The organism is Corallococcus sp. CA053C, assembly GCF_003611675.1.
GTDB lineage: Bacteria > Myxococcota > Myxococcia > Myxococcales > Myxococcaceae > Corallococcus.
Window position 1 is genome coordinate 1 of the sequence record NZ_RAWA01000054.1, and the last position, 25968, is coordinate 25968.

Sequence of the window (25968 nt, forward strand, 5' to 3'; positions counted from 1 at the left end):
GCCCCGGTGAGGACCGCGGATCACGTTCCTTGCCCCCTCCCCCCTTTTCCTACAGGATCGCCCGCGTCCCCCGGCGCACAGCTACAGGCCCGGGTCAGGGTGATCCTGTGATTGACTTGTCCAGGAAATAGGGTTACGGACGCCCCCTTTCCAATGTACGGGTCGCGCCGGGAGTTCCGGGCGCCGCCTTCAGCTCTCAGGGAGTAGTCGTGTCCAAGCGCACGTACCAGCCGTCGAAGATCCGGCGCAACCGCGCCCACGGGTTCCGCAAGCGGAACGGCACCAAGTCCGGCCGGGATGTCCTCAAGCGCCGCCGCGCGAAGGGCCGTAAGCGCCTGGTGGTGTCGTCGTTCAAGAAGTAACTGGCGCACGTGTGATGGCCGAGGGAGCGGCGCCGCGGGTGCCTCAGGCAACCGGCGAGCGCTTCCCCAAGGCCTTTCGCCTGCTTCAGCGACGTGAGTTCCTGGAGGTCCAGGAGGGCGGTCAGAAGCTACCGTCCGACTGCCTCCTGGCGCTCGTCCAACGCAACAACCGGGCGCACTCCCGCGTAGGTCTCACCGTCTCCAGCAAGGTGGGCAACGCGGTGGTGCGCGCGCGTCTTCGCAGGGTGCTGCGCGAGCTGTTCCGCAAGCGACGCGGGCAATGGCCGCCCGGTCTCGACGTAGTCCTGGTCGTCCGCTCCTCGGCGAAGGAAGCCTCCTTCGCTCAAGTTTCCCGTGCGTTCGACGGCGTCACCCGTAAGCTGCAACGGCTCTTTCCGGCGCCTCCGGTGCCTCCTAAAGAGCCAGCCCCATGAGTCCACTCGCCTTCGTCATCGCCCTGCCCATCCGCTTCTACCGGCGGTTCCTGGGGCCGCTGCTGCCGAAGGCGTGTCGGTTTCATCCCTCCTGCTCCACCTACGCCATGCAGGCGCTGGAGAAGCATGGGGGCCTGAAGGGCTTCGCCCTCACCGTCTGGCGCCTGCTGCGCTGCCAGCCATTCCACCCCGGCGGATTCGATCCCGTCCCCTGACGGTTTGCTTCCGCCTGCCCCCCGGCCCTCCGCCGCCGGCAGAGGGAAATCCATGACGAACGACCCGCTGTCGCCCCAGTCCAACGATTCGCAGAAGCGGCTGCTCCTGGCGCTCGCCCTCTCCTTCGCGGCCACCGCTGCCTACACCTTCTTCTTCGCCCCCAAGACGCCCGAGGGCGTCCAGGGCGCGGATGCCGGGGTGGAGGTGGCAGGCACCGTGGATGCGGGCACGCCCGGAGTCGCCGCCGTGCCGCCGCCGGGGATGGCCGAGGACGCAGGCACCCCCGCCCAGGCCGGTGAGACCCCGCCGCCGCCCGTGCGCACCGCCGACTTCGCCCGGCCGGAGGTGAAGTACACCTTCTCCTCCGAGGGCGCCGGCCTCACCTCCGCCGTGCTCCAGGGCGTGAAGATGCGGGAGCAGCAGTCGCTCACCGTGAAGCAGGGCTTCGAGAAGCTCTTCGGCAAGGAGATCCCCCCGCCGCCGCAGATGAACGTGGCGCACCCGGTGCAGGGCCAGCCCCTGCCGCTCGCGGTGACCATCGAGGGCGGCGCGCCGCTCGCGGCGAACACCCGCTACGCGGTGCAGGAGGGCGCCACCGGCCCGGGTGGCAGCGTCACCTTCACCGGCCGCCAGGGCCCGTGGGAGGTGACGAAGACGGTGCTGTGGCCGCGCGAGGGCTTCGAGTTCGCCTACACGCTCCAGGTGCGCAACACCTCCGCCCAGGCGCAGACGGGTGAGCTGAAGCTGCACTACAGCCGCGCCATCGACCCGGAGTTCGAACACGCGCCGTCCTTCTTCGGCGGCGTGGGCAACCTGAGCCGCTCCGCGTGCTGGGTGGACGACAAGCTCCACAAGCTGTCCCCGGGCGACAAGCCGCCGGAAGAGACGCGCGGGCAGATTGCCTTCTTCGGCATCGACCAGCAGTACTTCCTGTCCGCGCTCTACCCGCTGGACGGGGCGCTCGCCGGACACTGCACGCTGACCGCCTCGCCCACCGCGCGCGAAGTGTCCGCGGGCTTCCCGCTCAATGTGGGCCCCGGGGGGACGGCGACGTTCCGCTTCGGCGGCTACCTGGGCCCCAAGGACCCGGAGCTGCTGCGCCCGGTGCCCGGCGCGGAGCTGCGCACCGTGGCGGGCCTGTCCACCACCCCGTTCCACCCGCTCCTGGAGGACACGGTCGACTTCGGCATCTGGGCCGTGGTCTGCAAGCTGCTGCTCGCCATCATGAAGTTCTTCCACGGCATCGTGGGGAACTGGGGCTTCTCCATCATCCTGCTCACGGTGGTGGTGAAGCTGGCGCTCCTGCCGCTCACGTACCGCTCCATGGTCAGCATGGAGGCGGTGAAGGTGCTGCAGCCCAAGATGGATGAGATCCGCAAGAAGTTCGCGGACGACAAGGAGCGCCAGAACCTGGAGATCATGAAGCTGTACCAGGAGGCGAAGGTGAACCCCCTGGGCGGCTGTCTGCCGTTGCTCATCCAGATGCCGGTGTGGATCGCCCTGTTCACGTCGCTGCGCAACAGCTTCGAAATCTACGGCGAGCCGTTCATCGGGCCCATCTGGCGGGACCTCACGTACAAGGACCCCACGTACCTGCTGCCCCTGGCGCTGGGCGTGTCGATGATCATCACGCAGAAGATGCAGCCGCAGATGATGGATGCGGCGCAGGCGAAGATGATGACCTGGGTGATGCCCATCATCTTCACCTTCACGCTGCTCCAGTACCCCGCGGGCCTGTCGCTCTACATCTTCACGAACAACGTGCTCTCCATCGGGCAGCAGTACGGCCTGCGCAAGTGGCTGGACCGCAAGAAGAACCAGTCGGGCGGCGGGACACCGGCGGTGGTCACCGCCGGGGGAGGCAAACGCAAGTGAGCGGGACGCAGGGAGCGCAGGGCGGGGCGGGCGGAGCGGACTTCCGCCCCCGGGTGGAGCGGCTGCTCACCGACATCCTCGGGCTGATGGGGTACCCGGCCCGGTTGGACTTGCAGGACGCCGCCGACGGCAGCCTGTCCGTGGCGCTCCACTTCGAAGCCGGACCGCCTCCGGGCGTCGAGCCGGGCAAGCGCAGCCAGGTGCTGGATTCGCTCCAGTTCCTGCTCAACAAGATGCTCCACCGCCCCGGTGTCGAACGCCGGTGGGTGATGCTGGGCGCGAACGGGCATCCGGAGCCCCGGCCGCGCCGCGAGCCCGGACAGCAGCAGGCTCCCCAGGCTCCGGTCTCCGCGCCGACGGCGACCGTGGCCCAGGTGGCGGCGGCTCCGGCGCCGGCCCAGGCCGCCCGGGCGCAGGCCCCCGCCGCGCAGCCGCAGGGCCGTGGGGCGCGGGGTCAGCAGGCGCAGCCGGCGCCCAAGGCCGTGCAGGCGCAGGCGAAGGGGGGCTCGGAAGCGGACGAGCGCTCGGTGCAGTGCGAGGAGGATGCGGTGCTGCGGGAGGCCGTCCGCAAGCTCGCGGAGAAGTCCGCCAGCCTGGGGCGCTTCTATGCGTTCGCCGCGATGAAGACTGAGGACCGCGCGCGCGTCCTGAGGGCAGTAGAAGGAGTAGGAGGCGTGAAGGTGGCGGCGGAAGGCGAGGGCCGCAACCGGCGCGTGGTGTTCACTCCGGCCAAGCCCGCCCCGATGCCCAAGCGGAGCCTGCTGCCGGACGACGACGAGGACGACGTCGACGCTTGAGCGGGTGCCCGGAAGGGCCCGTCCAAGCCGCCGGCGGGCGTCTGGGAGCCAGAGGAGCGAATGGGTAAGTCGAAGGGTTTGAAAGACAAGCTGTACGGCGCGGCGGTGCTGAAGATGAGCTTCCGCCTGCGCGGGGACGAGGAGTCCCCTGCCTTCCGCTTCGTCTACCCGGGCGTGCTGCGCGACCTGCAGGTCGACGACGCCGAGGTGGAGAAGTACATCGAGACACACCGCGACGATGTGGAGCGCGCCGCCCGGGGATCCACCCCGCCGCAGGGGCCCCGCTAGTCACGGACGGCTTCACGGATAAGAGTGCAGGCCTCCAAGCTGAGGGGGTGCTGTTCTTGGGTCTTCCGTCCGTGCGTCGTGGGGTGTTGTCGTTGCTGTTGTGCGTGTCCGCCTGCAAGCAGGGGGACGCGGGGACCGTGGGAGCGCCGGGGCCACAAGGGCAGACAGGCGCGCAAGGTCCCGTGGGTGAGGCTGGTCCGCCCGGAGTCCCGGGGCCGCAGGGCGAGCGCGGGGAGCCGGGTCCGAAGGGCGAACCGGGCAGTGGAGCCCCCGGCGCCGACCTGTACCTGGCCGCGCACATCCGGGTCATCCCGCTGGGTGGCACCGCCCTGGAGTCCGGGGCGCTGCTGCGGGCCGCGGTGGAGGCCGTGCCTTCGGAGGGCTCGCAGACCTGGGTGTTGAAGCTCGGCGCGGGAACCTATGACCTGGGCAGCACGGGACTGACGTTGAAGACGGGCGTGTACCTGGAGGGCAGCAACTCCCGGGTCTCACGCCTCGTGTCCTCGACCGGGGGGAAGGGTACCGTGGTCGGCGCCGCGGGCGCGGGGCTGCGGAACCTGTACGTGGGCAACACGGGGGGCGGTGATCAATCCGTCGCGCTGTTCAACACAGGCGTCGGCTTCGCGGTGAGCGACGTCCGGGTGGAAGCGCTTCAGGGCAAGCAGTTGACGGCGGGCCTCATCTATCAGGACGGGGCAAGCAACACCGTCTCACGGGTCACGGTGTGGGCCGCCTCGGACACCGGGACGGTGGTGGGAACCCACATCCAGGGCAGCACCGTCACCGTCGAGGACTCCCGGTCGAATGCCCAGGGCGGCCCGGGCGTGACGGAGACGCTGGGGCTGAGCGTCGTCAATGGTGGGGCCAACCTGTTCCGGATGCAGCTCGGGGCCAATGGGCGGGAGAGCTCCAGGGCCTTCGGCCTGGATGTGAAGAGCGGCAACGTCACCCTGGTGGACTCGGAGGCCTTTGGTGGAGGCGCGACCCTGACCGCGGCGGTGCATGCTGGCTCGATGGAAGTGTCCGTGCGCTCCAGTCGATTGTTGACGGGGGCAAGCCTCTCCTCTTTCTCGGCCGCGTACGCGCTCTATGTGGACTCCAGCTCTACGTGGCCGTTCGGTCGCGTGGGTGTTGATCAGTCCTCCCTCGAGGGCTTCACCGCGGGCATGTATGTGAAGTCGGGGGCCCGCGTCCGGCTGTCACACTCCTTCATCCGTCCCGCGCCGAAGGTTGAAGACGGGGCCACCGCGGTCTGCGTCTTCACCGCCACGGACACCACGCCCACGGACACCACGCCGCTCGACGCCCAGTGCCACACGCCGCCGATTCCATGACGCCCCCTTCCGCCACCATCGTCGCCCTCGCCACCGCGCCCGCGGCCGGTGCGGTGGGCATCCTCCGGCTGTCAGGGCCGGCGGCGTTGGCGGTGGGCCGTGCGCTCGCGCCCGGTGTTCCGGAGGTGCCCACGCCGCGCCATGCGTACCTGGCCACGTTCGTGGACGCGGCGGGCGGTGTGCTCGATGAGGGCCTGTTCCTCTACTTCCGCGCGCCCCAGTCCTTCACGGGCGAGGACGTGGTGGAGCTCCAGGCGCATGGCAGTCCGCGCCTGTTGCGGCTGCTGCTCGCGCGGACGCTGGAGGACGACCGGGTGCGCCCTGCCCTTCCCGGTGAGTTCACCCGGCGCGCGTTCCTGAACGGCCGCATCGACCTGACCCGCGCGGAGGCGGTCGCGGACCTGGTGGCGGCGGATTCAGAGGCCGCCGTGCGCGCCGCCGCGGCCGGGTTGTCCGGAGCGCTGGCGGAGCGGATCCGCGCGCTGGAGGATCCGTTGCGCGAACTCCACGCGGACCTGGAGGGCGTCCTCAACTTCCCCGACGAGGCGGAAGGCGCGGACGCGGAGGCCGGTCCCCGGGTCACCGCCTTGCGCGCGGAAGCGGAGGCCCTGCGTGCCGAGGTGGGCCGCGGACGGCTGGTGCGCCAGGGCGCGCGCGTGGCCCTGTTCGGTCCGGTGAACGCGGGCAAGTCCACGCTGTTCAACCGGCTGGTGGGCGAGGACCGCGCGCTCGTGGACGCCGAGCCCGGCACCACGCGCGATGCGCTGGAGGCCCGCGCCGAATGGGACGGGCTGGGCGTGACGCTCTACGACACCGCCGGCCTGCGCGAGGCCCCCGGCCGCGTGGAGGCCCTGGGCATCGCGCGCACGCGGGACCTGCTCGCGGCCGTGGACCTGGCGGTGCTCGTGCTGCCACCGGACGCGTCCGAGGACGAAGCCACGTCGTGGACACGCGAGGCCGGCGCCACGCCCGTGCTCGTCGTCACCGGCAAGTGCGATGTCGCTCCCGTGACGCCTGTGCGGAGGAACAGCGGCACGGCCCCTGGCGGAGCCTCCACCTCGGTCGTGATTCCCGCAGTGCGAGCGGGCCCGGTGCCCGCGGAAGCACCGGGCTCCGGAGCTCCGGCAGTGGATGCGGGCCCGGTGCATGTCGCCGCCCCTCCCCTCCCCTCCCCCGGGCCGCGCGTCAGCGGGCTCACGGGAGAGGGCGTGGAGGCGCTCCGGACCTCCGTGCTCGCGCGGCTGTGGGGCGGTGGCACGCCCTCCGCGGTGGCCCTCGTCTCCGAGCGCCACGCGGACGCCCTGCGTCGCGCCGCCGAGGCGCTGGGCCGCGCGGAGGAGGCGTCGCGCGTGTCCACCCTGGAGGTCCTCGCCGGCGAGGTCGGACTCGCGCTGGAGGCCCTGGGCGAAGTGTCCGGAACGAGCGTGTCCGATGCCCTTCTGGACACCCTTTTCCAGCGCTTCTGCATCGGGAAGTAGCCCCTCGCCGGGCGCCGGCCGGCATGTCAGACCCCTCCCTAGAATGCCTCGCGTTACCCGGCGCTCCCCGAGGATTCATGACGGCACTTCAGCACCTTCAGCCCACCTCCCACTCCCTGCTCTCGGCGCTGCCGTCGGGCTGGGTGGGTGAAATCCTCGATGGCGAGCTGGTGGCCTCGCCCCGCCCCTCCGTGGCGCCCGCGCGCGCGGCCTTCATGATGGGCGTGGAGCTGGGAGAGCGGTTGGACCGGCGCCGGGGCGGCAACGGGCGCTGGTGCTTCCTGCGGGCCCCGGAGCTGCACCTGGGAGAGGACCTGCTCGTGCCCGACCTGGCCGGCTGGCGCCGCGAGCGCGTGGCCGCCCCACCGGAGCCGGGCACCGGCTTCTTCAACCTCGTGCCGGACTGGGTCTGCGAGGTGCTCACCCCCGCCACCACCGGGCTGGACCGGGCGCGCAAGCTGCCCCTGTACGCGCGGGCCGGCGTCTCCTTCGTGTGGCTCGTGGATCCGCTCGCGCGCACGCTGGAGGTCTACCAGCGCGTCAAGCGCGGCTGGCTCCTCACCGCGAGCCACGAGGACGACGCCCTGGTGCGCGCCGAGCCCTTCCCTTCCGTTCCCCTGGAGCTGGGAGCACTCTGGCTTCCCGATGTGCCGGAGGAGCTGCCCCGGCTCCTCGCGGTGCCCTGAGTCGTGAACGGATCAGGGCCCGGAAGCTGCCGCCGGACCCGTCAGCTCGCGTGCTTGAGGCGCGCTTCGTCCGCCGCGCGCGACAGCCGCCGCACCGCGCGCAGCAGCAGATCCGGATCCACCGGCGCCGCCAGGAAGCCCCGCGCGTGCACCGCCTGCGCCCGGGGCAGGTCCCGCTCCGGGTTCTTGCCCGCCACCAGCACCTGCGCGCGCAGCCGCTGGGCCAGCACCTCCATCGCGGGCAGCGGCGCCACCACCACCTGCGTCTCCCCCGCGGCGCACACGTCCCCGGTGCTCGCCACCTTCACCGTGAAGCCCTCCGCGCCCAACACCTTCACCAGCCCGGCCGCGGCCTCCGCGCCCCAGCCGTACACCAGCACCTGCTCCCGCAGCGCCTCGCGCACCGGCAGCCGCGCCTCGCGCACCGGCGGCATCCACGCGGGCTCCAGGGGCGTCAGCAGGGGGAGCGCCCCAGCTTCATGCTCCTGGCTCGGCTCCCTGAAAGGCTCGCGGCTCGGCTCGGGAGCCTCCATGTTCGTCAGCTCCGCCAGGGACGTGCCCATGACCAGGGGCAGCGACTCGTCCCACTCGGGCAGGGAGAAGCCCTCCATGCCGGGACGGCGCTGGGGCGTCGCCGGCTCGCCCCGGTACAGCCGCCCGATGGCGCGGTTCAGCGCCGCGTCCGTGGCCAGCAGCGGCACCACGCGCGCCTTGCCGGACACGCTCTTCACCACGTCCAGCGCGGCCAGGCTCGCGGGCGCCGCGATGGCCACCACCAGCGCCGTGTCGCGGGGGCCGTGGCCCTCCAGCCGGAGCGGCACCACCCGGTGCGCCTCCGCCACCTTGCAGGGGATCCACTTCGCGAGCGAAGCGTCCAGCGGCTGGGCGTCCAGGTCCACCGACCCCACCCCGGACTGCGCCGCCAACGCGGACAGCACCGCCTCCGCCGTGCAGAAGCGCTGGTCCACCACCACCTGCCCCAGCGCCACGCCCCACTTGCGCTGGTACGCGAGCGCCGACTGGAGCTGCATGGCATCCACCACACCCCGAGCGAGCAGGATGTCCCCCAAACGCTGCTTCATTGCGTGCTCTCCTCGGCCCCCCTCGATGCTCTGGCCGGGTCGACCTGCCACCACTCACTTCCCTCTACCGCAGAGAAGTGTAAAATTACAGCTAAACCAAAGCCTGCAGGGTTACCACGCCCCGCCCGTGATTCCCGGGGGTTGCCGTCCTTCAACGAACGAAGCCTCAATCCTTGAAGGGGGGACGACAAAGCAGACGTTCATGGGTAGACCTGAGGGTGGCCAATTGTCGGAGACGTTCCTAGCCTGTAAGCATGGGTGATGCGTGCCTGAGAGAATTCGTGCGGATGCTCCGCGCGCGCCGTGCGTCCCCCGGAGGTCTGGAGGGCGTGGACACGGCCCTGGCCGGGTTCCAGGTGGAGCCGGCCAGCCTCAAGCCCTACCTGCACTTCCTGCCGGGCCGCTACACCCGCAACCTCGTCCACCGGGACGAGGGGCTGGAGATCATCGTCAACTGCTGGTCGCCGGGCGTGTCCTCCCCCATCCACGACCATGACGGCCAGGAGTGCTGGTTCAGCGTCCAGCGCGGCGAGTTCCTGCTGGAGAACTACCCCCTGCTGGAGGGCGGCAAGGCGCCGGGCGTCGCGCGGCTCGGCACCCCGGAGCGGGTGGGCCCGGTGGGCGCGGGCCACGTGGACTTCCGCGACAGCGGCGCGTCCATCCACCGCGTGTGCTCCACCAGCGCCCCGGGCGTGACGCTGCACGTCTACGCCGGCCCGGTGGCGAACTGTCTCGTCTTCGACCCGCGCCGCCACCGCTGCGCGACGCACGCCCTGCGCTACCACAGCATCTTCGGGCGGCCGGTGCGGCCCAACGAAGGCCGCGCCAGCCTGCCCCTGCACGTCTGAACGTCTGATTCGGGCGGCGGCCGCCTACCAGCGCAGCTCCGGCATCGGGGCGTACAGCATGCGCCCCTCGGGGCCCTGCTCCGTGAGCCCCAGCTTCGCGCCCACCCGGTACACGGCCCGCACCTGCTCCAGCACCCGGGGCGCGACGCCCGCCTGGGCTCCCGCCGCGTCGTCGTCGCTGTTGTCCGCGTCGTTCTTGCCCAGGAGCTCCGACAGCACCTGGCCGGTGGCCTTGGGGCGCGGGAACACCTGGAGGCGCACCGGGGCGTCCTTGGAGAGCTTCGCCGCCTCCCTCACCAGCTCCAGCGCCTTCGCGTAGCCGCCGAGCGCATCCACCAGCCCGCGCTCCAGCGCGTCCTCGCCCGTCCACACGCGGCCCTTCGCCACCGCCTGCAGCTTCTCCAGCGGCATGTTGCGCGCCTGGGCCGCGCGGCTGGTGAAGTCCAGGTAGATGTCGTCCAGCTCGGCCTCGAACTGCGTGCGCTGCTCGGGGGTGAAGTCCAGGTCGGTGCTGGAGAAGGTCGCGTTGCGGCCGAAGGCGATGGTGTCGAAGTTCACGCCGAACTTCGCCCAGAAGTCCGCGGTGACGAACTTGCCGTTGTACACGCCGATACTCCCCGTCAGCGTGCCCGGCTGCGCGACGATCTTGTCTGCGGCCATGGCCACGTAGTAGCCGCCGCTGGCCGCGTACGTCCCCATGGAGACGATGACCGGCTTGCCCGCCTCTCGCGCGCGCTGCACCTCGCGGCGCACGGTGTCGCTCGCGGAGTAGCTGCCGCCCGGGCTGTCCACGCGGAAGAGGATGGCCTTCACGTTCGGATCCTCCACCGCCTTGCGGAAGGCCGCTGCCACCGTGTCGCCGCCCATCACCTGTCCGCCGGAGAGCGGGTTGGACTGGCTCTTGCCGCGCAACACCTCGCCCACGCCGTAGATGAGGGCGACGGTCGTGCCCGTCTGGTTCGGCCGGCCCGCGCGCTCCAGGTACTTGTCCACGTAGAGGAACTGCGCGCCGTCGCCGGCCTGCTGCTTCAGCTCGTCGTAGATCTCATCCCGGTAGCGCAGCCCGTCCACCAGCTTCGCGTCCACGGCCTTCTGGCCCATGAAGGGCGCGCGGTCGATGAGGGCGCGCACCTCGTCCTCCGTCAGCTTGCGGCCCTCGGCCACGCCCTTCACCACCTGGCGGAAGAGGCTGCCGCCGTAGGCCTCCGTGGCCTCGCGCTGCGCGGCGCCGTAGGCGTTGTCGGTGAAGGTGTTGACGGCGTTCTTGAACTCGGCGCGCTTGCCGTACTCCGCCTTCACGCCGAACTTCTCGAAGGCGTCGCGCGCGAAGGGCGTCTCCAGCGCGAGGCCCGTGAGCCCCACGTCCCCGGAGGGCTGGATGAAGACGGAGTCGAAGGCGCTCGCCAGGTAGTAGGCCCCGGTGCCGTTGCCCGCCTCCCCGAAGCCGTCCGCGTAGGCCACCGCCCGCTTGCCCGTCGCGCGGAAGGCCTTCACCGCGTCCCGCAGCTCCTGCACCTGCGCGGAGCTGCCCGGCTGCCCCACCCGCACCACCAGCGACTTCACCCGGGGGTCCTTGCCGGCCTGCTCCAGGCCCTCCACCACGTCTCGCAGCGACGTGGGCGCGTCCCCGAAGGCCCCCGCCAGCGACGTGTCCAGCGTGTACTCCGGCAGCGGCTGCTGCAGGTCCAGCTCCAGCACCAGGTTGGAAGGCACGCCCGGCTTGCTCGCCGACGCGAGCATCAACAACCCCACCACACCCACCACGAAGAGGACGGACAGCGCTCCAATGAAGGCCAGCGCGCCGATGAAGAAGCGTTTCATCCGGAAGGACTCCTGGTGTCCATGTGCCCGAGGGACGGCCCCCCGACTCCGGGCGGCCTACCACCAACGCACGCGCGCGACGATGCTTGCCTTCCACGCACGGGTTTCAGGCCGACAACGAGGCGGCGCCCGCCCGTCCCGGTGGATGGGAGGCGGGCCGGCGCCACGCCCGGGGCCCCGGCCGGTGGGGTGCACACCGTCCCCGAGGGGGCACAACGGTCCCGAGCCAGGACCCGGGCGGCAGCCGGGCGCCCGCGCTCCTCTTCCCCGTCCGCCCCGGGAGGCATGGGATGCAGCAGCGACGGTTGGGCAACTCCGACCTGGACGTCACGGTGCTGGGCTTCGGCGCGTGGGCCCTTGGCGGTGGGGGCCGGGCGTTCGCCTGGGGCGCGCAGGACGACGCGCAATCCATTGAAGCCATCCAGCGTGCGCTGGATTCGGGCATCAACTGGATTGACACCGCGGCGGTGTATGGGTTGGGACACCTGGAAGCGGTCGTGGCGAAGGCGCTGAAGGGCCGCACCCAGCGCCCGTATGTCTTCACCAAGTGCGGCATGGTCTGGGATGACCGGGGCGACGTCCACCGCGTGCTCAAGGCGAACTCGGTGCGCCGGGAGTGCGAGGCGTCCCTGCGAAGGCTGAAGGTGGATGCCATTGACCTGTATCGGCTGCACTGGCCGGTGGACTCCACGGCGGAAATGGAAGAGGGCTGGACGGCGCTGGCGGAGCTGCAACGGCAGGGCAAGGTGCGCTGGCTGGGCGTGTCCCACTTCAATGTCTCCCAGTTGAGACAGGTGCAGCGCATTGCCCCAGTGACGTCGTTGCAGTCGCCCTACTCGCTCATCCAGCGCGACATCGAGCAGGACGTGCTGCCCTTCTGCCAGCAGAACAACATCGGCGTCATCGTGTCCTCATCCCTGGCATCGGGACTGCTCACCGGGGCGATGGCGCGCGAACACATCCGGGGGCTGCCGGACGACGACTGGCGCCGCTACAGCCCGGGCTTCCAGGAGCCCAGGCTGTCGCACCACCTGGCCCTGGTGGAGCGCATGCGCGGGCTGGGTGAGCGGCATGGATGCTCCACGGCGGAGGTCGCCATCGCCTGGGTGCTGAGGCATCCCGCCGTCACCGCCGCCATCGTGGACGCGCGCAATGGCAAGCAGGTGGATGGCCTCATCCACGCCGGGGACTTCCGGCTCACCCCCAAGGAATTGCGCGAGCTGGAGGACGCGCTGCACGGGGGCGCCACAGCGCACCTGGGCGAGACCCACGTCTGACGGGCTCAGGGCTTCCCGGCTCCGTCCGCGTGCAGCTCCAGCGTGTCGATGCGCTGACGGTCGGACGCCTGGGCTTCCGCGAGCCGGTTCAGGGTGCGGCCCACCTGTTCGAACATCTTCCCGTGCACGCGCTTGATGCCGTTCACTTCCACCGTGAGCGAGAAGAGCTCCGTGGCGAGCCTCTCCACGTGCTCGGCAAGCATCTGGGTCTGCCGGGTGACCCGTTCCATGGCCCGGTCCGTCCGCGCGTACTGGACCCGTGCCTCCTCCTGCATTTCGCGAAACTCTTGCAGGAGCTTCATCACCACATCCCCGCCCGTCGCCGTCGCCATTCCGTTCCTCCTGTGGAGAGCGGGTCTCCTATCAACCCATCCTGACATGGGCTGCCGCCCGTGCTCCGGAGCGGATCCACGCCAGGATAGCGGACAACCTCCAAGGTTGGAAGCGCGGAGCAGGACCTAGCGAGGGGCACGGAGATGCTCGGGATGGCGGGACCCCGTGGGACGGTTAGAAGTCCCGTGCCCACTCCGTCGCACCCCGAGGACCGCATGCCGCGTCGTACCCCGCTCGCCCTGCTGGCTGTCCTGCTCGTGGCGGGCCCGCCCGTGTGGGCCCGCGCCCCGGCCGCGAAGCCCGCCGCCACCGCACCCACGCGCGCACTGGCGAAGTCGTCCGCCCCGGCCCTCGTCACGAGCGTGGAGGGGATCACCGAATACCGCCTGCCCAATGGCTTGCGCGTGCTGCTCTTCCCGGACCCGACCAAGCCCACCGTGACGGTCAACATCACGTACCTCGTGGGCAGCAAGCACGAGGGCTACGGCGAGACGGGCATGGCGCACCTGCTCGAACACCTGATGTTCAAGGGCACGCCCACCACCCCCAACGTGCCCCAGGCTCTCACCGAGCGCGGCGCGCGGCCCAACGGCACCACCTGGCTGGACCGCACCAACTACTACGAGACCCTGCCCGCCTCGGACGAGAACCTCCGATGGGCGCTCGCGTTCGAGGCGGACCGCATGGTCCACAGCTTCATCGCGCAGAAGGACCTCGACAGTGAGATGACCGTCGTGCGCAACGAGTTCGAGTCCGGCGAGAACGACCCGCGCGGCATCCTCTTCAAGCGCACCATGAGCGCCGCCTACCTCTGGCACAACTACGGCAAGGCCACCATCGGCGCCAAGGCGGACCTGGAGCACGTCCCCATCGACCGGCTCCAGGACTTCTACAGGCGCTACTACCGGCCCGACAACGCGGTGCTCGTCGTCGCCGGCAGCTTCCAACCCGACAAGGCCCTGGCGCTCGTGCAGTCCACCTTCGGCAAGCTTCCGCGCCCCGCCGGACCCGTGCCCCTCACGTACACCCAGGAGCCCACCCAGGACGGTGAGCGGGAAGTGACGCTGCGCCGCGTGGGCGACAACCAGCTCCTCACCAGCCTCTACCATGTGCCCGAGGGCGCCCACCCCGACTTCGCCGCCATCGACGTGCTCACCGAGGTGCTCGGCGACGTGCCCTCCGGCCGCCTCTACAAGGCGCTCGTGGAGACGAAGAAGGCCGCGCGCGCCGGGGCCTTCAACTTCCAGCTGCGCGACCCGGGCGTGGTCGGCTTCAGCACCGAGGCGCGGCAGGATCAGCCCCTCGGCCCCGTGCGCGAGGCGCTGATCAAGACCGTGGAAGAGGCCGCGCGCACGCCCTTCACCGCGGAGGAGGTGAACCGCGCGAAGACGAGCCTGGAGAAGCAGACGGAGCTGCTGCTCAACAACTCCGAGCGCGCCGCCATCCTCCTCTCCGAGTGGACCGCCGTGGGCGACTGGCGCCTGCTCTTCCTGCACCGCGACCGCATCGAGTCCGTCACCCCCGCGGACGTCACCCGCGTGGCCGCCGCGTACCTCAAGAGCTCCAATCGCACGCTGGGCGCCTTCCTCCCCACGCCGAAGCCGGACCGCTCGGAGCTGCCAGCCCCGGTGGACCTGGCGAAGGCGCTGGACGGCTACCAGGGCAAGGCGCTCGTCGCGCAGGGTGAGGCCTTCGACCCCTCCCCCGCCAACATCGAATCGCGCGTGCAGCGCGGTGAGCTGCCTGGCGGAATCAAGTACGCGGTGCTCCCCAAGAAGACGCGCGGCGAGATGGTGAACCTGTCGCTCACGCTGCGCTGGGGCACCGAGGAGACCGTGCGCGGCAAGCTCCCCGCCGCCACCTACGCCGGCCGCATGCTGATGCGCGGCACGACGAAGCACACCCGTCAGCAACTGGCGGACGCGCTGGACACGCTCAAGGCCCGCGTGGGCGTGGACGGTAGCGCGTTGGGCGCGAGCGTCTCCATCGAGTGCCCGCGCGCGAACCTCCCAGCGGTCCTCAAGCTGGTGGCCGAGGTCCTGCGTGAGCCCTCCTTCGACGCCAAGGAGTTCGCGGTCCTCAAGCAGGAGCGGCTGGCCGCGCTGGAGTCGCAGCGCAGCGAACCCCAGACCCAGGGCAGCATCGCGTTCTGGCGCGTGCTGTCCGCGCACTACCCCAAGGGCCACCCGTACTACGTGCCCACGCTGGAGGAGCGTCTGTCCGACGTGAAGGACGTCACGCTGGAGCAGGCGCGTGACTTCTACCGCCAGTTCTACGGCGCCTCGAATGGCGAGCTCGCGGTGGTGGGCGACTTCGACGCGAAGGAGGTCGTCGCGCTCGCGGGGACGCTGTTCGACGGCTGGAAGAGCCCGGTGCCCTATGCGCGCGTGCAGAAGGTGTTTCAGTCCGTGGGCCCCAAGGCGCTCGCGCTGGAGACGCCCGACAAGGCCAATGCCTATTTCCTCGCGGGACAGACGTTGAAGCTGCGCTCGGATGACGCGGATTGGCCGGGCGTGATGATGGGCAACTTCGTGCTGGGCGGCGGGTTCCTCAACTCGCGGCTGGCCACGCGCGTGCGCCAGAAGGAAGGTCTGTCCTATGGCGTGGGCAGCAGCGTGGACGCGGGCGAACTGGACGCGGTGGGCTCGTTCGTCACGTATGCCATTCACGCGCCGCAGAATGCCCAGAAGCTGGAGGTCGCGATGCGCGAGGAGATCACCCGCGCGGTCCAGAAGGGCTTCACGCAAGAGGAGCTGGACAAGGCGCGCGCGGGCCTCCTGGAGTACCGCCAGTCCGCGCGGGCGCAGGACGGGAACCTGGCGCAACAACTGGCCAACTACCTCTTCTTCAATCGCACTCTGAAGTACGACGCGGAGCTTGAGGCGAAGCTCCAGAAGCTGACGCCGGAGGACGTGCGCAAGGCCCTGGCGAACCATGTGGACTGGGGCAAGGCCACCGTCGTGCGCGCGGGGGACTTCGCCGGAGCCGCGAAGCAGGCGCAGACGCCAATCGGCGTGCCGGCGTCGCCTTGAACTCCGTGTCTGTGTAAGGTTTTTCGCCCATGTCCGTGACCCTCGTGGAAGGCGACCTGCTGGACCAGCCGGTGGACGCCATCGTCAACGCGTGGAATCGCAACATCATCCCCTGGTGGCTGTTGTTGCCCCAGGGGGTGTCCGGGGCCATCAAGCGCCGGGGCGGCACGGCGCCGTTCCGCGAACTGGCGCGCGTGGGGCCCATGCCTCTGGGCTCGGCGGTGGTGACGGGGCCGGGACGTCTGTCTTTCAAGGGCATCATCCACGTCGCGGGCATCGACATGCTGTGGCGGGCGTCCGCGCGCTCCATCCAGGACTCGGTGCACCACGCGCTGAAGCGGGCCGGGGAGCATGGCTTCCGGTCGTTGGCGTTTCCCATCATCGGCGCGGGCTCCGGCAGCTTCGACGAGGCGCGTGCTTTGGAGTTGATGCGCGAGGCCTTGGGGGACGCGCCCGCGTTCGACGTGCGCGTCGTCCGCTTCCGGCCCTCGAAGCGGACGTGAACTTCTGGCGAGCGCCCCTCCCCTGCCCCCGTTAGACGTGGGCACTTCCTTTTTGGAAGCGGGAGGGTACGCGGATGATCGACCTGTACACGTGGGGTACGCCGAATGGCTTCAAGGTGTCGGTGGCGCTGGAGGAGCTGGCGCTGCCGTACACGGTGCACGCGCTGGACATCTCCACGGGCGTGCAGAAGCAGCCCGCGTTCCTCGCCATCAACCCCAACGGCCGCATCCCCGCCATCGTGGACCGCGCGGAGGGTGACTTCGCCGTCTTCGAATCGGGCGCCATCCTCATCTACCTCGCGGAGAAGACGGGCCGGCTGATGCCCACCGACGCGAAGGGGCGCTCCCGCGTCCTCCAGTGGCTGATGTTCCAGATGGCCGGCGTGGGCCCCATGCAGGGGCAGGCCAACGTCTTCTTCCGCTACTTCCCGGAGAAGCTCCAGCCCGCCATCGACCGGTACCAGAACGAGACGCGCCGCCTGTACACGGTGCTGGAGAGCCGGCTGAAGGACCACGAATACCTGGCCGGGGACTACAGCATCGCGGACATCGCGAACTGGGCCTGGGTGCGCTCGCACGACTGGGCCGGCGTGTCCGTGGACGGACTGCCGGGCGTGCAGCGGTGGCTCGCCGCCATCGAGAATCGGCCCGCCTCCCAGCGCGGGCTGGACGTGCCCACGCCTCGCAAGCAGGAGGATGCGGCGACCGCGGCGAAGCGCATTGAAGGCGCGCGCTCGCTCATCCAACGCTGAGCACTCCCCTGCCCCACTGACTCCGGACAAGTGGCCCGGGCGTGCGCATGATGCGCCCCGGGCCCGCGCAAGACCTCCTTGGCGGCTCGCCCGTTCAAGCCTCCCGGGCGTGCATGCGTCGGGAGCGAGGGAGTGGACGACATGGAAGCGGTGCGGAGCCTGGGCCGGTGGGCGGGGCTGTTCGTGGTGCTGGGACTGTCGGCGGCGTGCACGTCGGGCCGGGGCGATGCGGTGCGGGCCTCGGGGAGCGCGTCGCGCGACAACGTGGCGCTGGACGGCTGTGCGCCGGCGACGTGCTCGCAGGCGATGGTCTCCTGTGGCCGGACGCCGGATGGCTGTGGCGGCTTCATCGACTGTGGGGACTGCGAGGCCGGCACCTGTTCGCAAGGCCGGTGCGTGGCGCCGTCGGTGCCCGCGGGGCCGAAGAAGGAGTCCGGCGCCCCCACCAGCGCGTGCAAGCCCGGGTGCAAACCCAATGAGTCCTGCGTGGACGACCGGTGCATCTGCCAGCGCTCGACGTGCTCCTCGCTGGGGCTGAGGTGCGGGACGGCGCAGGACGGCTGCGGCGGCGTGGTGCAGTGCGGCCCGTGCGTCCCCGCGTGCAAGCCGGACGAGATGGAGTGCTGCGGCGCGTGCATCCCCCGCTCCGAAGGCCGCTGCCCGGAGAACGTGCACTGCCCCACCGCGAATCCGCCGGCCACGCGCTGACCGGAGGTCGGACCCGGGCCCCCGGAAGCCCGGATGTCAGACCCCTTCGCTATACCCTTCCCTGTCGCGCACACGGGAAGGTGGCCGGCCTCGCAGGTTCGAGTCCGACACCCCATGCGCCCTCACCGCACGGGCAGGCCCGTCTCCTCGTGTGCGCGACGCCCTGTGAAGGCACGAGACCGGGGGACTCGTGCACGTAGCAGGTCCCATGGATGCCCTTTGTGCGCGGGGCGGGCAGCGTTGTCGCGACCCCTCCCACTGTCCGCCTCGCGCCCGCTTCCATCCGGGAGCATGTCTGTCTTTTTCCGGCCCTGAAGCCGCTCGCGAGCAGGGGAGGGGACCGTCAGGCGGACGGCCTTCGTCCCGCCCCCGGCTTGCCATGGACGCGCCGGGGCGTGATACCCCACGCGAGCCGATGGAACTCCGATACGACATCGTCGTGGTGGGCCTGGGCCATGCCGGGTGCGAGGCGGCGCTCGCCTGCGCGCGTCTGGGCCTGTCCACGCTGGGCGTGACCCTCAAGCGCGAACGCGCCGCCGTGATGAGCTGCAACCCCGCCGTGGGAGGCACCGCGAAGGGCCACCTGGTGCGCGAACTGGATGCGCTCGGTGGACAGATGGGTCGCGTGGCGGACCTCACGGGCACGCACTTCAAGACGCTCAATCCCTCCAAGGGCCCGGCAGTGCAGGCCACCCGCGTCCTCTGCGACCGCGACGCCTATGCCGCCGGCATGCAGGCGGTGCTGTTCCACGAACCGAACCTCACCGTGCTCGAAGGCGAGGTTGCCTCCGTCGTCGCGGAAGAGGGGAGGGTGAAGGGCGTGGTGCTGGGGAATGGCACCCACGTCATCGCCCGCGCGGTGCTGCTCACCACCGGCACCTTCCTGCGCGCCCTGATGCACGTGGGCGAGCAGAAGGAGGTCGGCGGCCGGCTGGGCGACGACGCCGCGCGCGGCCTGTCCGAATCGTTGCACGCGCTGGGCTTCACCCTGGGCCGCTTCAAGACGGGGACGCCCGCGCGCCTGTCTCGCGACAGCATCGACTGGGACGCCGTGACGCCGCAGCCCGGGGACACCGCGGTGCGGCCGCTCTCCTGGCGCACGCAGGTGGAGCTTGCGCGGGGGCTGCCGTTCCCGCGTCAGCCCGCGGTCATGTGTGGCCTCACCGCGACGACGCAGGCGACGCACCAGCTGCTGCGCGACAACCTGCACCGCTCGCCGCTGTTCCAGGGGGACATCGTGGGGCGGGGGCCTCGGTACTGCCCGTCGCTGGAGGACAAGGTGGTGCGCTTCGCCGCGCGCGAACGGCACCAGGTGTTCCTCGAACCGGAGGGCCCCACGTCGCCGCTGGTGTACCCGGCGGGCCTGTCCACGAGCATGCCCGCGGACGTGCAGCTGGACTTCCTGCGCACCATTCCGGGCCTGTCCCGCGTGGAGGTGGTCCGCTACGGCTACGCGGTGGAGTACGACTACGCGCCGCCCACTCAGCTGCACGCCACGCTGGAGACGAAGGCCGTCGAGGGCCTGTACTTCGCGGGGCAGCTCAACGGCACCTCCGGCTACGAAGAGGCCGCGTTCCAGGGGCTGTGGGCTGGGATTCAAGCGGCGCTGAAGGTGAAGGGCGAACCGGCGCTGCAAGTCGGGCGGGACGAGGCGCACGGCGCGGTGCTCGTGGACGACCTGGTGACGCGGGGTGTGGACGAGCCGTTCCGCATGTTCACCAGCCGCTCCGAGCACCGGCTCAAGCTGCGTGAAGGCAACGCGGATCTGCGCCTCGCACGGCACGGGCACCGGGTGGGGCTGCTGCCGAAGGAGGCGCTGGAGCGGGCCGAAGCGCGGGCCCACGCGGTGGCGGGAGAGGTGGCGCGGCTCAAGCGCACCGGCCTGTCCTTGCGGCTCAAGCGCCCGGAGGTGACGTACGCGCAGCTCGCCGAAGGCCGCGAGGACTTTCCCGCACTGGCCTCCGATGTCACCGAGGAAGTGGAGGTCGAGGTGAAGTACGAGGGCTACATCGCCCAGGCCGAACGGGCGGCGGCGCGCGAGGCGGAGGCGTCCGACCGGTGGCGGATCCCGGAGGCGTTCCGGTTCACCGACGTGCGGGGGCTGAGCACGGAGGCGGTGGAGAAGCTGACGTCGCTGCGGCCCGGAACGGTGGGGCAGGCGCGCCGGATTCCGGGCCTCACGCCCGCGGCGGTGTCGCTGCTGCTGGTCGCGCTAAAGCGGGGAAACGGGGCGGCGGGTGATCAGGAACAGGGCTGTGGATAAGGTGTGGGCAATTCTGGGGATCTCTGTCCCCTGAGCAATTCCGGGGGCTTGAGTGCCCCTTCGTGGTGGAGGTGTTGTGGATAACGCGCGGTTCGCAGATCTGCTGGCCTCGGGATGCAGTGCGTTGGGCGTGACGGTGGGCGAGGACGTGGGCCCCCGGCTGCAGCGCCTGATGGCGGAGCTGCTGAAGTGGAACGCGAAGGTGAACCTCACGGCCATCACCGCGCCGGAGGAGGTGCTGGAGAAGCACTTCCTGGATTCGCTGGCGGTGTTGCCGGAGGTGACGGGCGCGACGACGCTGCTCGACCTGGGCGCGGGCGCGGGCTTCCCGGGACTGCCGTTGAAGCTGGTGTTGCCGACGCTGGGCGTGACGTTGGTGGACGCGGTGGGCAAGAAGGTCGCGTTCATCAAGGCGGCGGCGGCGAGCCTGGGGCTCACTGGCGTGCGCGGACTGCACGCGCGCGCGGAGGGCAAGCCGGAGACGGAAGGGATTCCGCGCGCGCAGGTGCTCATCGCGCGGGCGTTCATGGACCTGCCGGACTGGCTCGCGCTGGCGCCCGCGTACGTGGAGGAGGGTGGGCGCGTGGTGGCGATGCTCGGCAAGGCGCAGCCGGACACGGAGCTGCAAGCGCGCGCGGCGGAGCGGAACCTGCGCGTCGTGTCCGCGCGGTCCTACCGGCTCCCGTTCTCCGGAGCGGAGCGACAGGTCGCGGTGTTCGCGAAGGGGTAGGGGAGCGTGCACTTCGCAGGGCGTTGATCAGCAGCGCGGCCCCGGAGTTTCCTCTCCGGGGCCGTTCTCGTTTCTGTGGTCCTGGTTCTGGCCGCCTGTGCTCGCGGTGGGGCGGACGAAACGGGCGGTTTCAATTCGCGGTTCGGGGCCGTTCTCGTTTCTGCGGCCCACGTTCTGGCGGCCTTCGTTCGCGGTGAAGCGCGGATGAAACGCGCCGGTGTCGCGCGGAAGGTTCGCCTGACGTGCGGCGGCGTGACGACGGGTACTCCACGGATGCCTCGGCGCGAGGAGCTCGCGCGGTTCCTTCGCAGTCGCCGTGCACGAGTCCGTCCGGAGGAGGTGGGCCTGCCTACCGGTCCTCGGCGGCGCACGCCGGGCCTGCGTCGCGAAGAAGTGGCCCGTCTCGCCGCCGTCGGCATCAGTGGGGACACGTGGCTCGAGCAGGGGCGGGACATCCACGTGTCGGAGCCGTTGCTCGAGCGCCTCGCGCGGACGCTGCGCCTGACTCCGACGGAGCGCGCGCACCTCTTCGATCTGGCCCATGGACGACCGGCGGCGCGTCCGGAGCTTTCGACCGCCGCGGTCAGCGACACGCTCCGGCGGATCCTCGATGCGCATCCCTTTCCAGCGTTGGTTTCGAACCGACGCTGGGACGTGCTCGCCTGGAACGACGCGGCGGCCAGCCTCTTGGGAGACCTGATCCGCACGCCCGTCGAACAGCGCAACGGCTTGTGGGCCCTGTTCATGAACCCGGAGCGGTGCGCCCTCATGCCGGGGTGGGAAGTCGATGCGCGCCGGGCCGTGGCGGGCTTCCGGCTCGATGCCGCGCGCGCCGCCGACCGGGCGGAGTTCGATGCGCTCGCGACCGCGCTGGCGGAGGTGAGCCCGGAGTTCGCGCGCATCTGGAACGAGCATGACGTGGTCGAAATCCCCGAGGGGTTGAAGGTGCTCATCCACCCCGACGTGGGTCCCGTGGAGTTCGAACACGTCACGCTCTCGCACGCGGATGCGGACGGTCACGCGCTCCGCGTCTCGCTCTATTCGCCCCGTCCCGGGCAGTGCCTGGAGCGCGCGCGGAAGCTGGTCCCCCGCGCTACCCGCTGAGCCTCGCGCCGGTCCACGCCTCGCTCATCGCCCACAGCCGTTCGGCCGCGTTCTTGTCCACCGCCCACGGCATCACGCCGCGAGGCACGGGCGAGTCCGCGCCCACGACCTCCGCGATGTCGCAGTCCTCGCAGTACACGCCGCCCCGGCCGTCGAGCTGGGGGCTCGTCGCGCACCAGATGCTGGTCGCCGCACCCTGTTCGGTCGTCTTGAGGGGCGACACCTTGTTCGAGGACTCGATGGCGGCACGGACCTCCGCTTCCGACATGGACCGCATCAACTCCGTGACGATGGCTCCGGGATGGAGCGAGAACGCGCGGATGCGGTGGGCCTCCCCGCGCGCATCGAGCCCGAGCGCGAAGAGGATGTTCGCCGTCTTCGACTGACCGTACGCGACCCACTTGTCGTAGGGGCGCCGTTCGAAGTGCGGGTCCTCGAAGTCCATCCCCGCGCGGCGGTGGCCCCGGGACGACAGCGAGACCACGCGCGCGCCGTTCGCCCGTCGCAGCGCGGGCCAGAGTCGCGCGGTGAGCTGGAAGTGGCCGAGGTGGTTGGTGGCGAGCTGGGATTCGAATCCCCGGGCATCCCGCGCGAGCGGCGTCGCCATGATGCCGGCGTTGTTGATGAGCAGGTGCAGGGGGCGGCCGGAGGCGAGGAAGCGTTCGGCGAAGGCATCAATCGTGGCCGGGGCGGCGAGGTCCAGGTGTTCCACCTCCACCCGCTCCAGGCCCGCGAGCGTCGCGCGGGCCTTGTCCGGCGTGCGCGCGGGGACGATGACGGTCGCACCGGCTTCGGTGAGCACGCGCGTGGTCTCCAACCCGATGCCCGCGTAGCCACCGGTCACCACGGCGATGACGCCATCGAGCCGGCGGTCACCCATCACTTCGCGCGCCGTCGTCCGTGCGCCGTAGCCCGAACGCAGGGGTTCTTGTTTCGAGGTCATGGCCGCAACCTGACGGTGGGCGGCCTCCGTGAAAAGGGCGTCCCTTCATCCCATGTCCCGTAACACCAGGATCCGCGCGCCGGCGGCCGGTGCGTCGCGTCGCCAAGTCAGCGGGGCGTCGTCCGCTTCGCCTTCCGGGGCCACTCGAAGTCGAAGGTCCGCGTCTCGCGCCGGAGGACCGGAGGCTGCCCCTTCACGGTGAACGCTTCGGTCCGCTCGGTGCGGACGGAGCGGGGGCGCAGCGTGTCCGGTTCGGTGACGAGCTCCACGGTGGTCATGTTGCTCGCGGACTCGAGGACCTCCGCGGCGCACGGGTCGGAAGGGTTTCGGACCAGCGCCGTGTTGCACCGCAGCTCCCGGCTCCGCGCGATGACCTGGCGGTAGGACGCGCCATCCAGCGCCGTCTCCCATTCCAGCCGCACCGCGCCGGGTGTGCCCGCGACCGCGCCCCGGTGGTGAAGCGTGGAGCGCTGCTCCAGGGGGCCGTTGGGGTGGCGGATCCGCACGGTCTGCGTGCGCTCCTGTCCGGGTGCCAGCGCCACGCCGCTCCACGTCTGCACCCAGGCGTTCCACGTGTCTTCGGCCCGGTCCCGCAGCAGGGTCTGGAAGAGGGGGGTGTCCCAGCGGGAGCGCAGGGACTCACGGGCCTCCGGCGCCGGTTCGAGCACGGTGACGGCGCGCCCCAACGCCGGGTCCACTTCATCGAGTCCGGTGAGGGCGCCGGTCGCGGAGAGCACGAGGGTGGGTTTCGTGAAGGTGGCGACGAGCGCCTTCGTGTCGGCCGTGTCTTTTCGGCCGTCCGGTTCGACCTGCTGGAGGTTCTCGAAGTGGAGCTCGAAGCCCGTGCCTGCTTTTCGAGCAGTGAGCACGGCGTCGTACTTCAGCGTGACGGTTTCACGTTCGCTGACCACCCGCTCCGTGATGCCCACGCGCGAAGGCACGGGCCAGGCGAACTTGAACGGAGTGACCGCGGGCGGAGCACCCGCGCTCAATGCAGGACCGCCGCCGGACAAGGCGAGGGCGATGAGCAGCGGGAACCCGGAGGAGCGGAGGTACATGGGCGCGGAGGGGGAAGGGGAGGGTGCCACCGTATGGGAGCAGCACAGGCGAAGGGGCGTGTTCCACGTGGAACATGGGGCGGGAAGCCAGGTCGCTTTCAATGCTCCCGTGCCTCAGCCACGGCCAGTCGTTGTTCCACGTGGAACATCCCGGAAGGGAAGCCGACTCCCTTTGCGCGGGGACTTCGCGGAAGGGACGGAGCGAGGCGGGAGGCCATGTTCCACGTGGAACACCGTGCCCACGGAGGCCTGGGGTCCAGCGGCGCTTTTGGAGGACCGCTTCGGGTGCAGGGATTGAAAGGGGGGCTGGGCGAGGCCCCTTTCCACGTGCCCTCACGGCGAGGTGATCAGCCCGCGGAGAGCTGGGGAACGTGATGCGTGTTCCACGTGGAACATGCGCGAAGACGGGGCCCTTCTGCTCCCTGCGACTTCAACCTCATGGCTGCTTCCGAATCGCCGGGACGACTCTTCCGAAGGGTGGATGTGAAGCCGTGAAGAAGGCCGGAGACCGTGCGCGTTCCTGATGCGTCAGACCGCGGAGGGCATGTGGCGGGACCGCGGATCCGCGTGAGCGCAGCGGTGCTTGGGCCAGGGCTTGGCGGCGGGAATGAAGACCCGTCCGGTTCAGGGTTCACCGGGCCTCGTTCGACAGGTGCTGAGGCATCTTGAGGATGGCCATGTTCCACGTGGAACACCGCACCTCGGTTCAAGCTGCTCCGTCACCTGAAGACCGCTTGGGCGAAGCCGGGGGACGAACCGCACACCCATTGAAGGCGGAGCATTGGATGGGTCGCGCGACCGCATCGCCTTGGATCCGGCATGCCGCTGTTCCACGTGGAACGGTGCGCCGGTCCACGAAGCGCCAGCGCCGGACGCGAAGTCAGCGACCACCGACCCGCACCAGGCGAACCGACCGAAGCCACCCGCGCCGACTTCCCGCCGCCGACCCCCCGAAAAAACCAACCCCCTTCCAGCCGGTCCTCCGCGCGAATTCCAGCCCACGCGCTGTCCGTTCCGCCGCGCGTGACGGTCCCCGAGCAAGGGACCTGGCAGGGGTTTCATCTCTTCTCGGACGTGAATTTGATCCGTCCGCGAACCCCGTGCTAGCTGCCTGATCAGCACCAGTTCGTGCGTCTCGAGCACTCAATAGTGCGCGGGGCTCCGGTGGACCCGGGGCGAGAGAGGATGGGCCACGTGGGTCGTATCATCTGCATCTCCAACCAGAAGGGCGGGGTGGGCAAGACCACCACCGCCATCAACCTCGCGGCGAGTCTCGCGTCCGCGGAGCGCCGCACCCTGCTGGTGGACATGGACCCCCAGGGCAACGCGGGCAGCGGCCTGGGTCTCAAGCGCGATGCCCTCCATGGCACCGTCTACGATGCCCTCCTCGGCGGACGTCCCGCTTCGGAGCTCATCCACCCCACCGAGCTGCGATTCCTCCAGGTCATCCCCGCCACGCCCGACCTCACCGGCGCGGAGGTCGAACTGGTGAACCAGGAGCGGCGCGAGTTCCGCCTGCGCGAAGCCCTGCTGCCGCTCAAGGACAAGTACGACTACATCATCATCGACTGCCCGCCCTCGCTGGGCCTGCTCACGCTCAACGCGCTGGTGACGGCGGACTCCGTCCTCATCCCGCTCCAGTGCGAGTACTACGCGCTCGAAGGCCTGTCGCAGCTCACGCACACCATCGACCTGGTGAAGCAGGGCCTGAACCCCGCGCTCAAGATGGAGGGCATCCTGCTCACCATGTTCGACGCGCGCGCCAACATCGCCCACCAGGTCGTGGACGAGGTGCGCGGCTACTTCAAGGATCAGGTCTTCCAGGCCGTCGTGCCGCGCAACGTGCGCCTGTCCGAGTGCCCGTCCTTCGGCAAGCCCATCATCCTCTACGACATCAAGTCGAAGGGCTGTGAGAGCTACCTGGCGCTCGGCCGGGAGCTGATGCGCCGGGAGACCCCCCGGTCACCCAAGCGCCGGGTCGCCTGATCGCCCTGCTCATTTGAAGCGAATGGACTGACGCGTGCCCCGGTTCGCCGGGGGACAC

At 70.5% G+C, this 25968-nt stretch carries 24 protein-coding genes; 19 read left to right on the top strand and 5 right to left on the bottom strand.

The features are described from left to right. Nucleotides 1-209: 209 nt before the first annotated feature. From rpmH to D7V97_RS10145, 9 genes are all read left to right on the top strand, one after another. Complete coding sequence (gene rpmH / locus D7V97_RS10105) at nt 210-362, top strand: 50S ribosomal protein L34 (RefSeq protein WP_120537283.1); 153 nt, start codon at nt 210-212, stop codon at nt 360-362. Nucleotides 363-376: 14 nt separating this feature from the next. After that, nucleotides 377-796: a ribonuclease P protein component gene (gene rnpA / locus D7V97_RS10110; RefSeq protein WP_120610405.1), complete on the top strand. Its 420-nt coding sequence runs from the start codon at nt 377-379 to the stop codon at nt 794-796. Beyond that, nucleotides 793-1011: a membrane protein insertion efficiency factor YidD gene (yidD, locus tag D7V97_RS10115; protein ID WP_120610406.1), complete on the top strand. Its 219-nt coding sequence runs from the start codon at nt 793-795 to the stop codon at nt 1009-1011. Before rnpA ends, yidD begins: the two co-directional genes overlap by 4 nt. Before the next feature lie 52 nt (nt 1012-1063). After that, complete coding sequence (gene yidC, locus D7V97_RS10120; protein WP_120610407.1) at nt 1064-2887, top strand: membrane protein insertase YidC; 1824 nt, start codon at nt 1064-1066, stop codon at nt 2885-2887. Next, the gene (locus tag D7V97_RS10125) at nt 2884-3684 is read left to right on the top strand and encodes a hypothetical protein (RefSeq protein WP_120610408.1); all 801 of its coding nucleotides are present in this window, start codon (nt 2884-2886) and stop codon (nt 3682-3684) included. The genes yidC and D7V97_RS10125 overlap by 4 nt, the downstream gene beginning before the upstream one ends. 60 nt (nt 3685-3744) lie before the next feature. Continuing rightward, nucleotides 3745-3972 (top strand): hypothetical protein, encoded by a 228-nt coding sequence (locus D7V97_RS10130; protein WP_120610409.1) that lies wholly within the window; start codon nt 3745-3747, stop codon nt 3970-3972. A 182-nt stretch (nt 3973-4154) separates the two neighbouring features. Continuing rightward, on the top strand, nt 4155-5306 hold the full coding sequence (locus D7V97_RS10135; RefSeq protein ID WP_120610410.1) for a hypothetical protein: 1152 nt from the start codon (nt 4155-4157) through the stop codon (nt 5304-5306). Beyond that, complete coding sequence (locus tag D7V97_RS10140) at nt 5303-6784, top strand: tRNA modification GTPase (RefSeq protein ID WP_120610411.1); 1482 nt, start codon at nt 5303-5305, stop codon at nt 6782-6784. Before D7V97_RS10135 ends, D7V97_RS10140 begins: the two co-directional genes overlap by 4 nt. A gap of 77 nt (nt 6785-6861) precedes the next feature. Continuing rightward, the gene (locus tag D7V97_RS10145; RefSeq protein ID WP_120610412.1) at nt 6862-7470 is read left to right on the top strand and encodes a Uma2 family endonuclease; all 609 of its coding nucleotides are present in this window, start codon (nt 6862-6864) and stop codon (nt 7468-7470) included. A 41-nt stretch (nt 7471-7511) separates the two neighbouring features. On the opposite strand, the gene D7V97_RS10150 is transcribed toward D7V97_RS10145, so the two are convergent. Then, nucleotides 7512-8552, bottom strand: a complete 1041-nt coding sequence (locus tag D7V97_RS10150) for a general secretion pathway protein GspE (RefSeq protein WP_120610413.1) — start codon at nt 8550-8552, stop codon at nt 7512-7514. Between the two features lie 287 nt (nt 8553-8839). On the opposite strand from D7V97_RS10150, the gene D7V97_RS10155 reads away from it, so the two are divergent. Then, on the top strand, nt 8840-9400 hold the full coding sequence (locus D7V97_RS10155) for a cysteine dioxygenase family protein (RefSeq protein ID WP_233582629.1): 561 nt from the start codon (nt 8840-8842) through the stop codon (nt 9398-9400). Nucleotides 9401-9424: 24 nt separating this feature from the next. On the opposite strand, the gene sppA is transcribed toward D7V97_RS10155, so the two are convergent. Beyond that, nucleotides 9425-11221: a signal peptide peptidase SppA gene (sppA, locus tag D7V97_RS10160; RefSeq protein ID WP_120610415.1), complete on the bottom strand. Its 1797-nt coding sequence runs from the start codon at nt 11219-11221 to the stop codon at nt 9425-9427. 290 nt (nt 11222-11511) lie between these two features. On the opposite strand from sppA, the gene D7V97_RS10165 reads away from it, so the two are divergent. Continuing rightward, on the top strand, nt 11512-12498 hold the full coding sequence (locus D7V97_RS10165; protein WP_120610416.1) for an aldo/keto reductase: 987 nt from the start codon (nt 11512-11514) through the stop codon (nt 12496-12498). 5 nt (nt 12499-12503) lie between these two features. On the opposite strand, the gene D7V97_RS10170 is transcribed toward D7V97_RS10165, so the two are convergent. After that, on the bottom strand, nt 12504-12830 hold the full coding sequence (locus D7V97_RS10170; RefSeq protein ID WP_120610417.1) for a hypothetical protein: 327 nt from the start codon (nt 12828-12830) through the stop codon (nt 12504-12506). 216 nt (nt 12831-13046) lie between these two features. Between D7V97_RS10170 and D7V97_RS10175 the strand changes: the two genes are divergently transcribed. The 7 genes from D7V97_RS10175 (at nt 13047) to D7V97_RS10205 (ending at nt 21923) form a co-directional block, all read left to right on the top strand. After that, nucleotides 13047-15863, top strand: coding sequence for a pitrilysin family protein (locus tag D7V97_RS10175; protein ID WP_199728763.1), 2817 nt, complete (start codon nt 13047-13049; stop codon nt 15861-15863). Nucleotides 15864-15892: 29 nt separating this feature from the next. Continuing rightward, nucleotides 15893-16366, top strand: a complete 474-nt coding sequence (locus D7V97_RS10180) for a macro domain-containing protein (RefSeq protein WP_120610418.1) — start codon at nt 15893-15895, stop codon at nt 16364-16366. A 74-nt stretch (nt 16367-16440) separates the two neighbouring features. Then, the gene (locus tag D7V97_RS10185; protein ID WP_120610419.1) at nt 16441-17118 is read left to right on the top strand and encodes a glutathione S-transferase family protein; all 678 of its coding nucleotides are present in this window, start codon (nt 16441-16443) and stop codon (nt 17116-17118) included. A 132-nt stretch (nt 17119-17250) separates the two neighbouring features. Beyond that, a complete protein-coding gene (locus D7V97_RS10190) occupies nt 17251-17826 on the top strand; it encodes a hypothetical protein (protein ID WP_147444762.1) in 576 nt (191 codons plus the stop codon). Between the two features lie 415 nt (nt 17827-18241). Next, on the top strand, nt 18242-20089 hold the full coding sequence (gene mnmG / locus D7V97_RS10195) for a tRNA uridine-5-carboxymethylaminomethyl(34) synthesis enzyme MnmG (RefSeq protein ID WP_120610421.1): 1848 nt from the start codon (nt 18242-18244) through the stop codon (nt 20087-20089). Between the two features lie 76 nt (nt 20090-20165). Then, complete coding sequence (gene rsmG, locus D7V97_RS10200) at nt 20166-20819, top strand: 16S rRNA (guanine(527)-N(7))-methyltransferase RsmG (protein ID WP_120610422.1); 654 nt, start codon at nt 20166-20168, stop codon at nt 20817-20819. Nucleotides 20820-21092: 273 nt separating this feature from the next. Beyond that, nucleotides 21093-21923, top strand: a complete 831-nt coding sequence (locus tag D7V97_RS10205) for a helix-turn-helix transcriptional regulator (protein ID WP_120610423.1) — start codon at nt 21093-21095, stop codon at nt 21921-21923. Here the strand turns inward: D7V97_RS10205 and D7V97_RS10210 are convergent. Both D7V97_RS10210 and D7V97_RS10215 read right to left on the bottom strand, forming a co-directional pair. Continuing rightward, nucleotides 21913-22866: an oxidoreductase gene (locus tag D7V97_RS10210; RefSeq protein ID WP_120610424.1), complete on the bottom strand. Its 954-nt coding sequence runs from the start codon at nt 22864-22866 to the stop codon at nt 21913-21915. The genes D7V97_RS10205 and D7V97_RS10210 overlap by 11 nt on opposite strands. A gap of 107 nt (nt 22867-22973) precedes the next feature. Beyond that, nucleotides 22974-23924, bottom strand: coding sequence for a hypothetical protein (locus tag D7V97_RS10215; protein WP_120610425.1), 951 nt, complete (start codon nt 23922-23924; stop codon nt 22974-22976). Nucleotides 23925-25118: 1194 nt separating this feature from the next. Here D7V97_RS10215 and D7V97_RS10220 point away from each other — a divergent pair. Further along, nucleotides 25119-25910, top strand: a complete 792-nt coding sequence (locus D7V97_RS10220; RefSeq protein ID WP_120610426.1) for a ParA family protein — start codon at nt 25119-25121, stop codon at nt 25908-25910. Nucleotides 25911-25968 lie beyond the last annotated feature (58 nt).

Bases quoted from the DNA above. Each gene is read 5' to 3' on its own strand.
- rnpA (WP_120610405.1), top strand. From the start codon at position 377: ATGGCCGAGGGAGCGGCGCCGCGGGTGCCTCAGGCAACCGGCGAGCGC.
- yidD (WP_120610406.1), top strand. From the start codon at position 793: ATGAGTCCACTCGCCTTCGTCATCGCCCTGCCCATCCGCTTCTACCGG.
- yidC (WP_120610407.1), top strand. From the start codon at position 1,064: ATGACGAACGACCCGCTGTCGCCCCAGTCCAACGATTCGCAGAAGCGG.
- D7V97_RS10130 (WP_120610409.1), top strand. From the start codon at position 3,745: ATGGGTAAGTCGAAGGGTTTGAAAGACAAGCTGTACGGCGCGGCGGTG.
- D7V97_RS10140 (WP_120610411.1), top strand. From the start codon at position 5,303: ATGACGCCCCCTTCCGCCACCATCGTCGCCCTCGCCACCGCGCCCGCG.
- D7V97_RS10145 (WP_120610412.1), top strand. From the start codon at position 6,862: ATGACGGCACTTCAGCACCTTCAGCCCACCTCCCACTCCCTGCTCTCG.
- D7V97_RS10150 (WP_120610413.1), bottom strand. From the start codon at position 8,552: ATGAAGCAGCGTTTGGGGGACATCCTGCTCGCTCGGGGTGTGGTGGAT.
- D7V97_RS10155 (WP_233582629.1), top strand. From the start codon at position 8,840: ATGCTCCGCGCGCGCCGTGCGTCCCCCGGAGGTCTGGAGGGCGTGGAC.
- sppA (WP_120610415.1), bottom strand. From the start codon at position 11,221: ATGAAACGCTTCTTCATCGGCGCGCTGGCCTTCATTGGAGCGCTGTCC.
- D7V97_RS10165 (WP_120610416.1), top strand. From the start codon at position 11,512: ATGCAGCAGCGACGGTTGGGCAACTCCGACCTGGACGTCACGGTGCTG.
- D7V97_RS10170 (WP_120610417.1), bottom strand. From the start codon at position 12,830: ATGGCGACGGCGACGGGCGGGGATGTGGTGATGAAGCTCCTGCAAGAG.
- D7V97_RS10175 (WP_199728763.1), top strand. From the start codon at position 13,047: ATGCCGCGTCGTACCCCGCTCGCCCTGCTGGCTGTCCTGCTCGTGGCG.
- D7V97_RS10180 (WP_120610418.1), top strand. From the start codon at position 15,893: ATGTCCGTGACCCTCGTGGAAGGCGACCTGCTGGACCAGCCGGTGGAC.
- D7V97_RS10185 (WP_120610419.1), top strand. From the start codon at position 16,441: ATGATCGACCTGTACACGTGGGGTACGCCGAATGGCTTCAAGGTGTCG.
- mnmG (WP_120610421.1), top strand. From the start codon at position 18,242: ATGGAACTCCGATACGACATCGTCGTGGTGGGCCTGGGCCATGCCGGG.
- D7V97_RS10205 (WP_120610423.1), top strand. From the start codon at position 21,093: ATGCCTCGGCGCGAGGAGCTCGCGCGGTTCCTTCGCAGTCGCCGTGCA.
- D7V97_RS10210 (WP_120610424.1), bottom strand. From the start codon at position 22,866: ATGACCTCGAAACAAGAACCCCTGCGTTCGGGCTACGGCGCACGGACG.
- D7V97_RS10215 (WP_120610425.1), bottom strand. From the start codon at position 23,924: ATGTACCTCCGCTCCTCCGGGTTCCCGCTGCTCATCGCCCTCGCCTTG.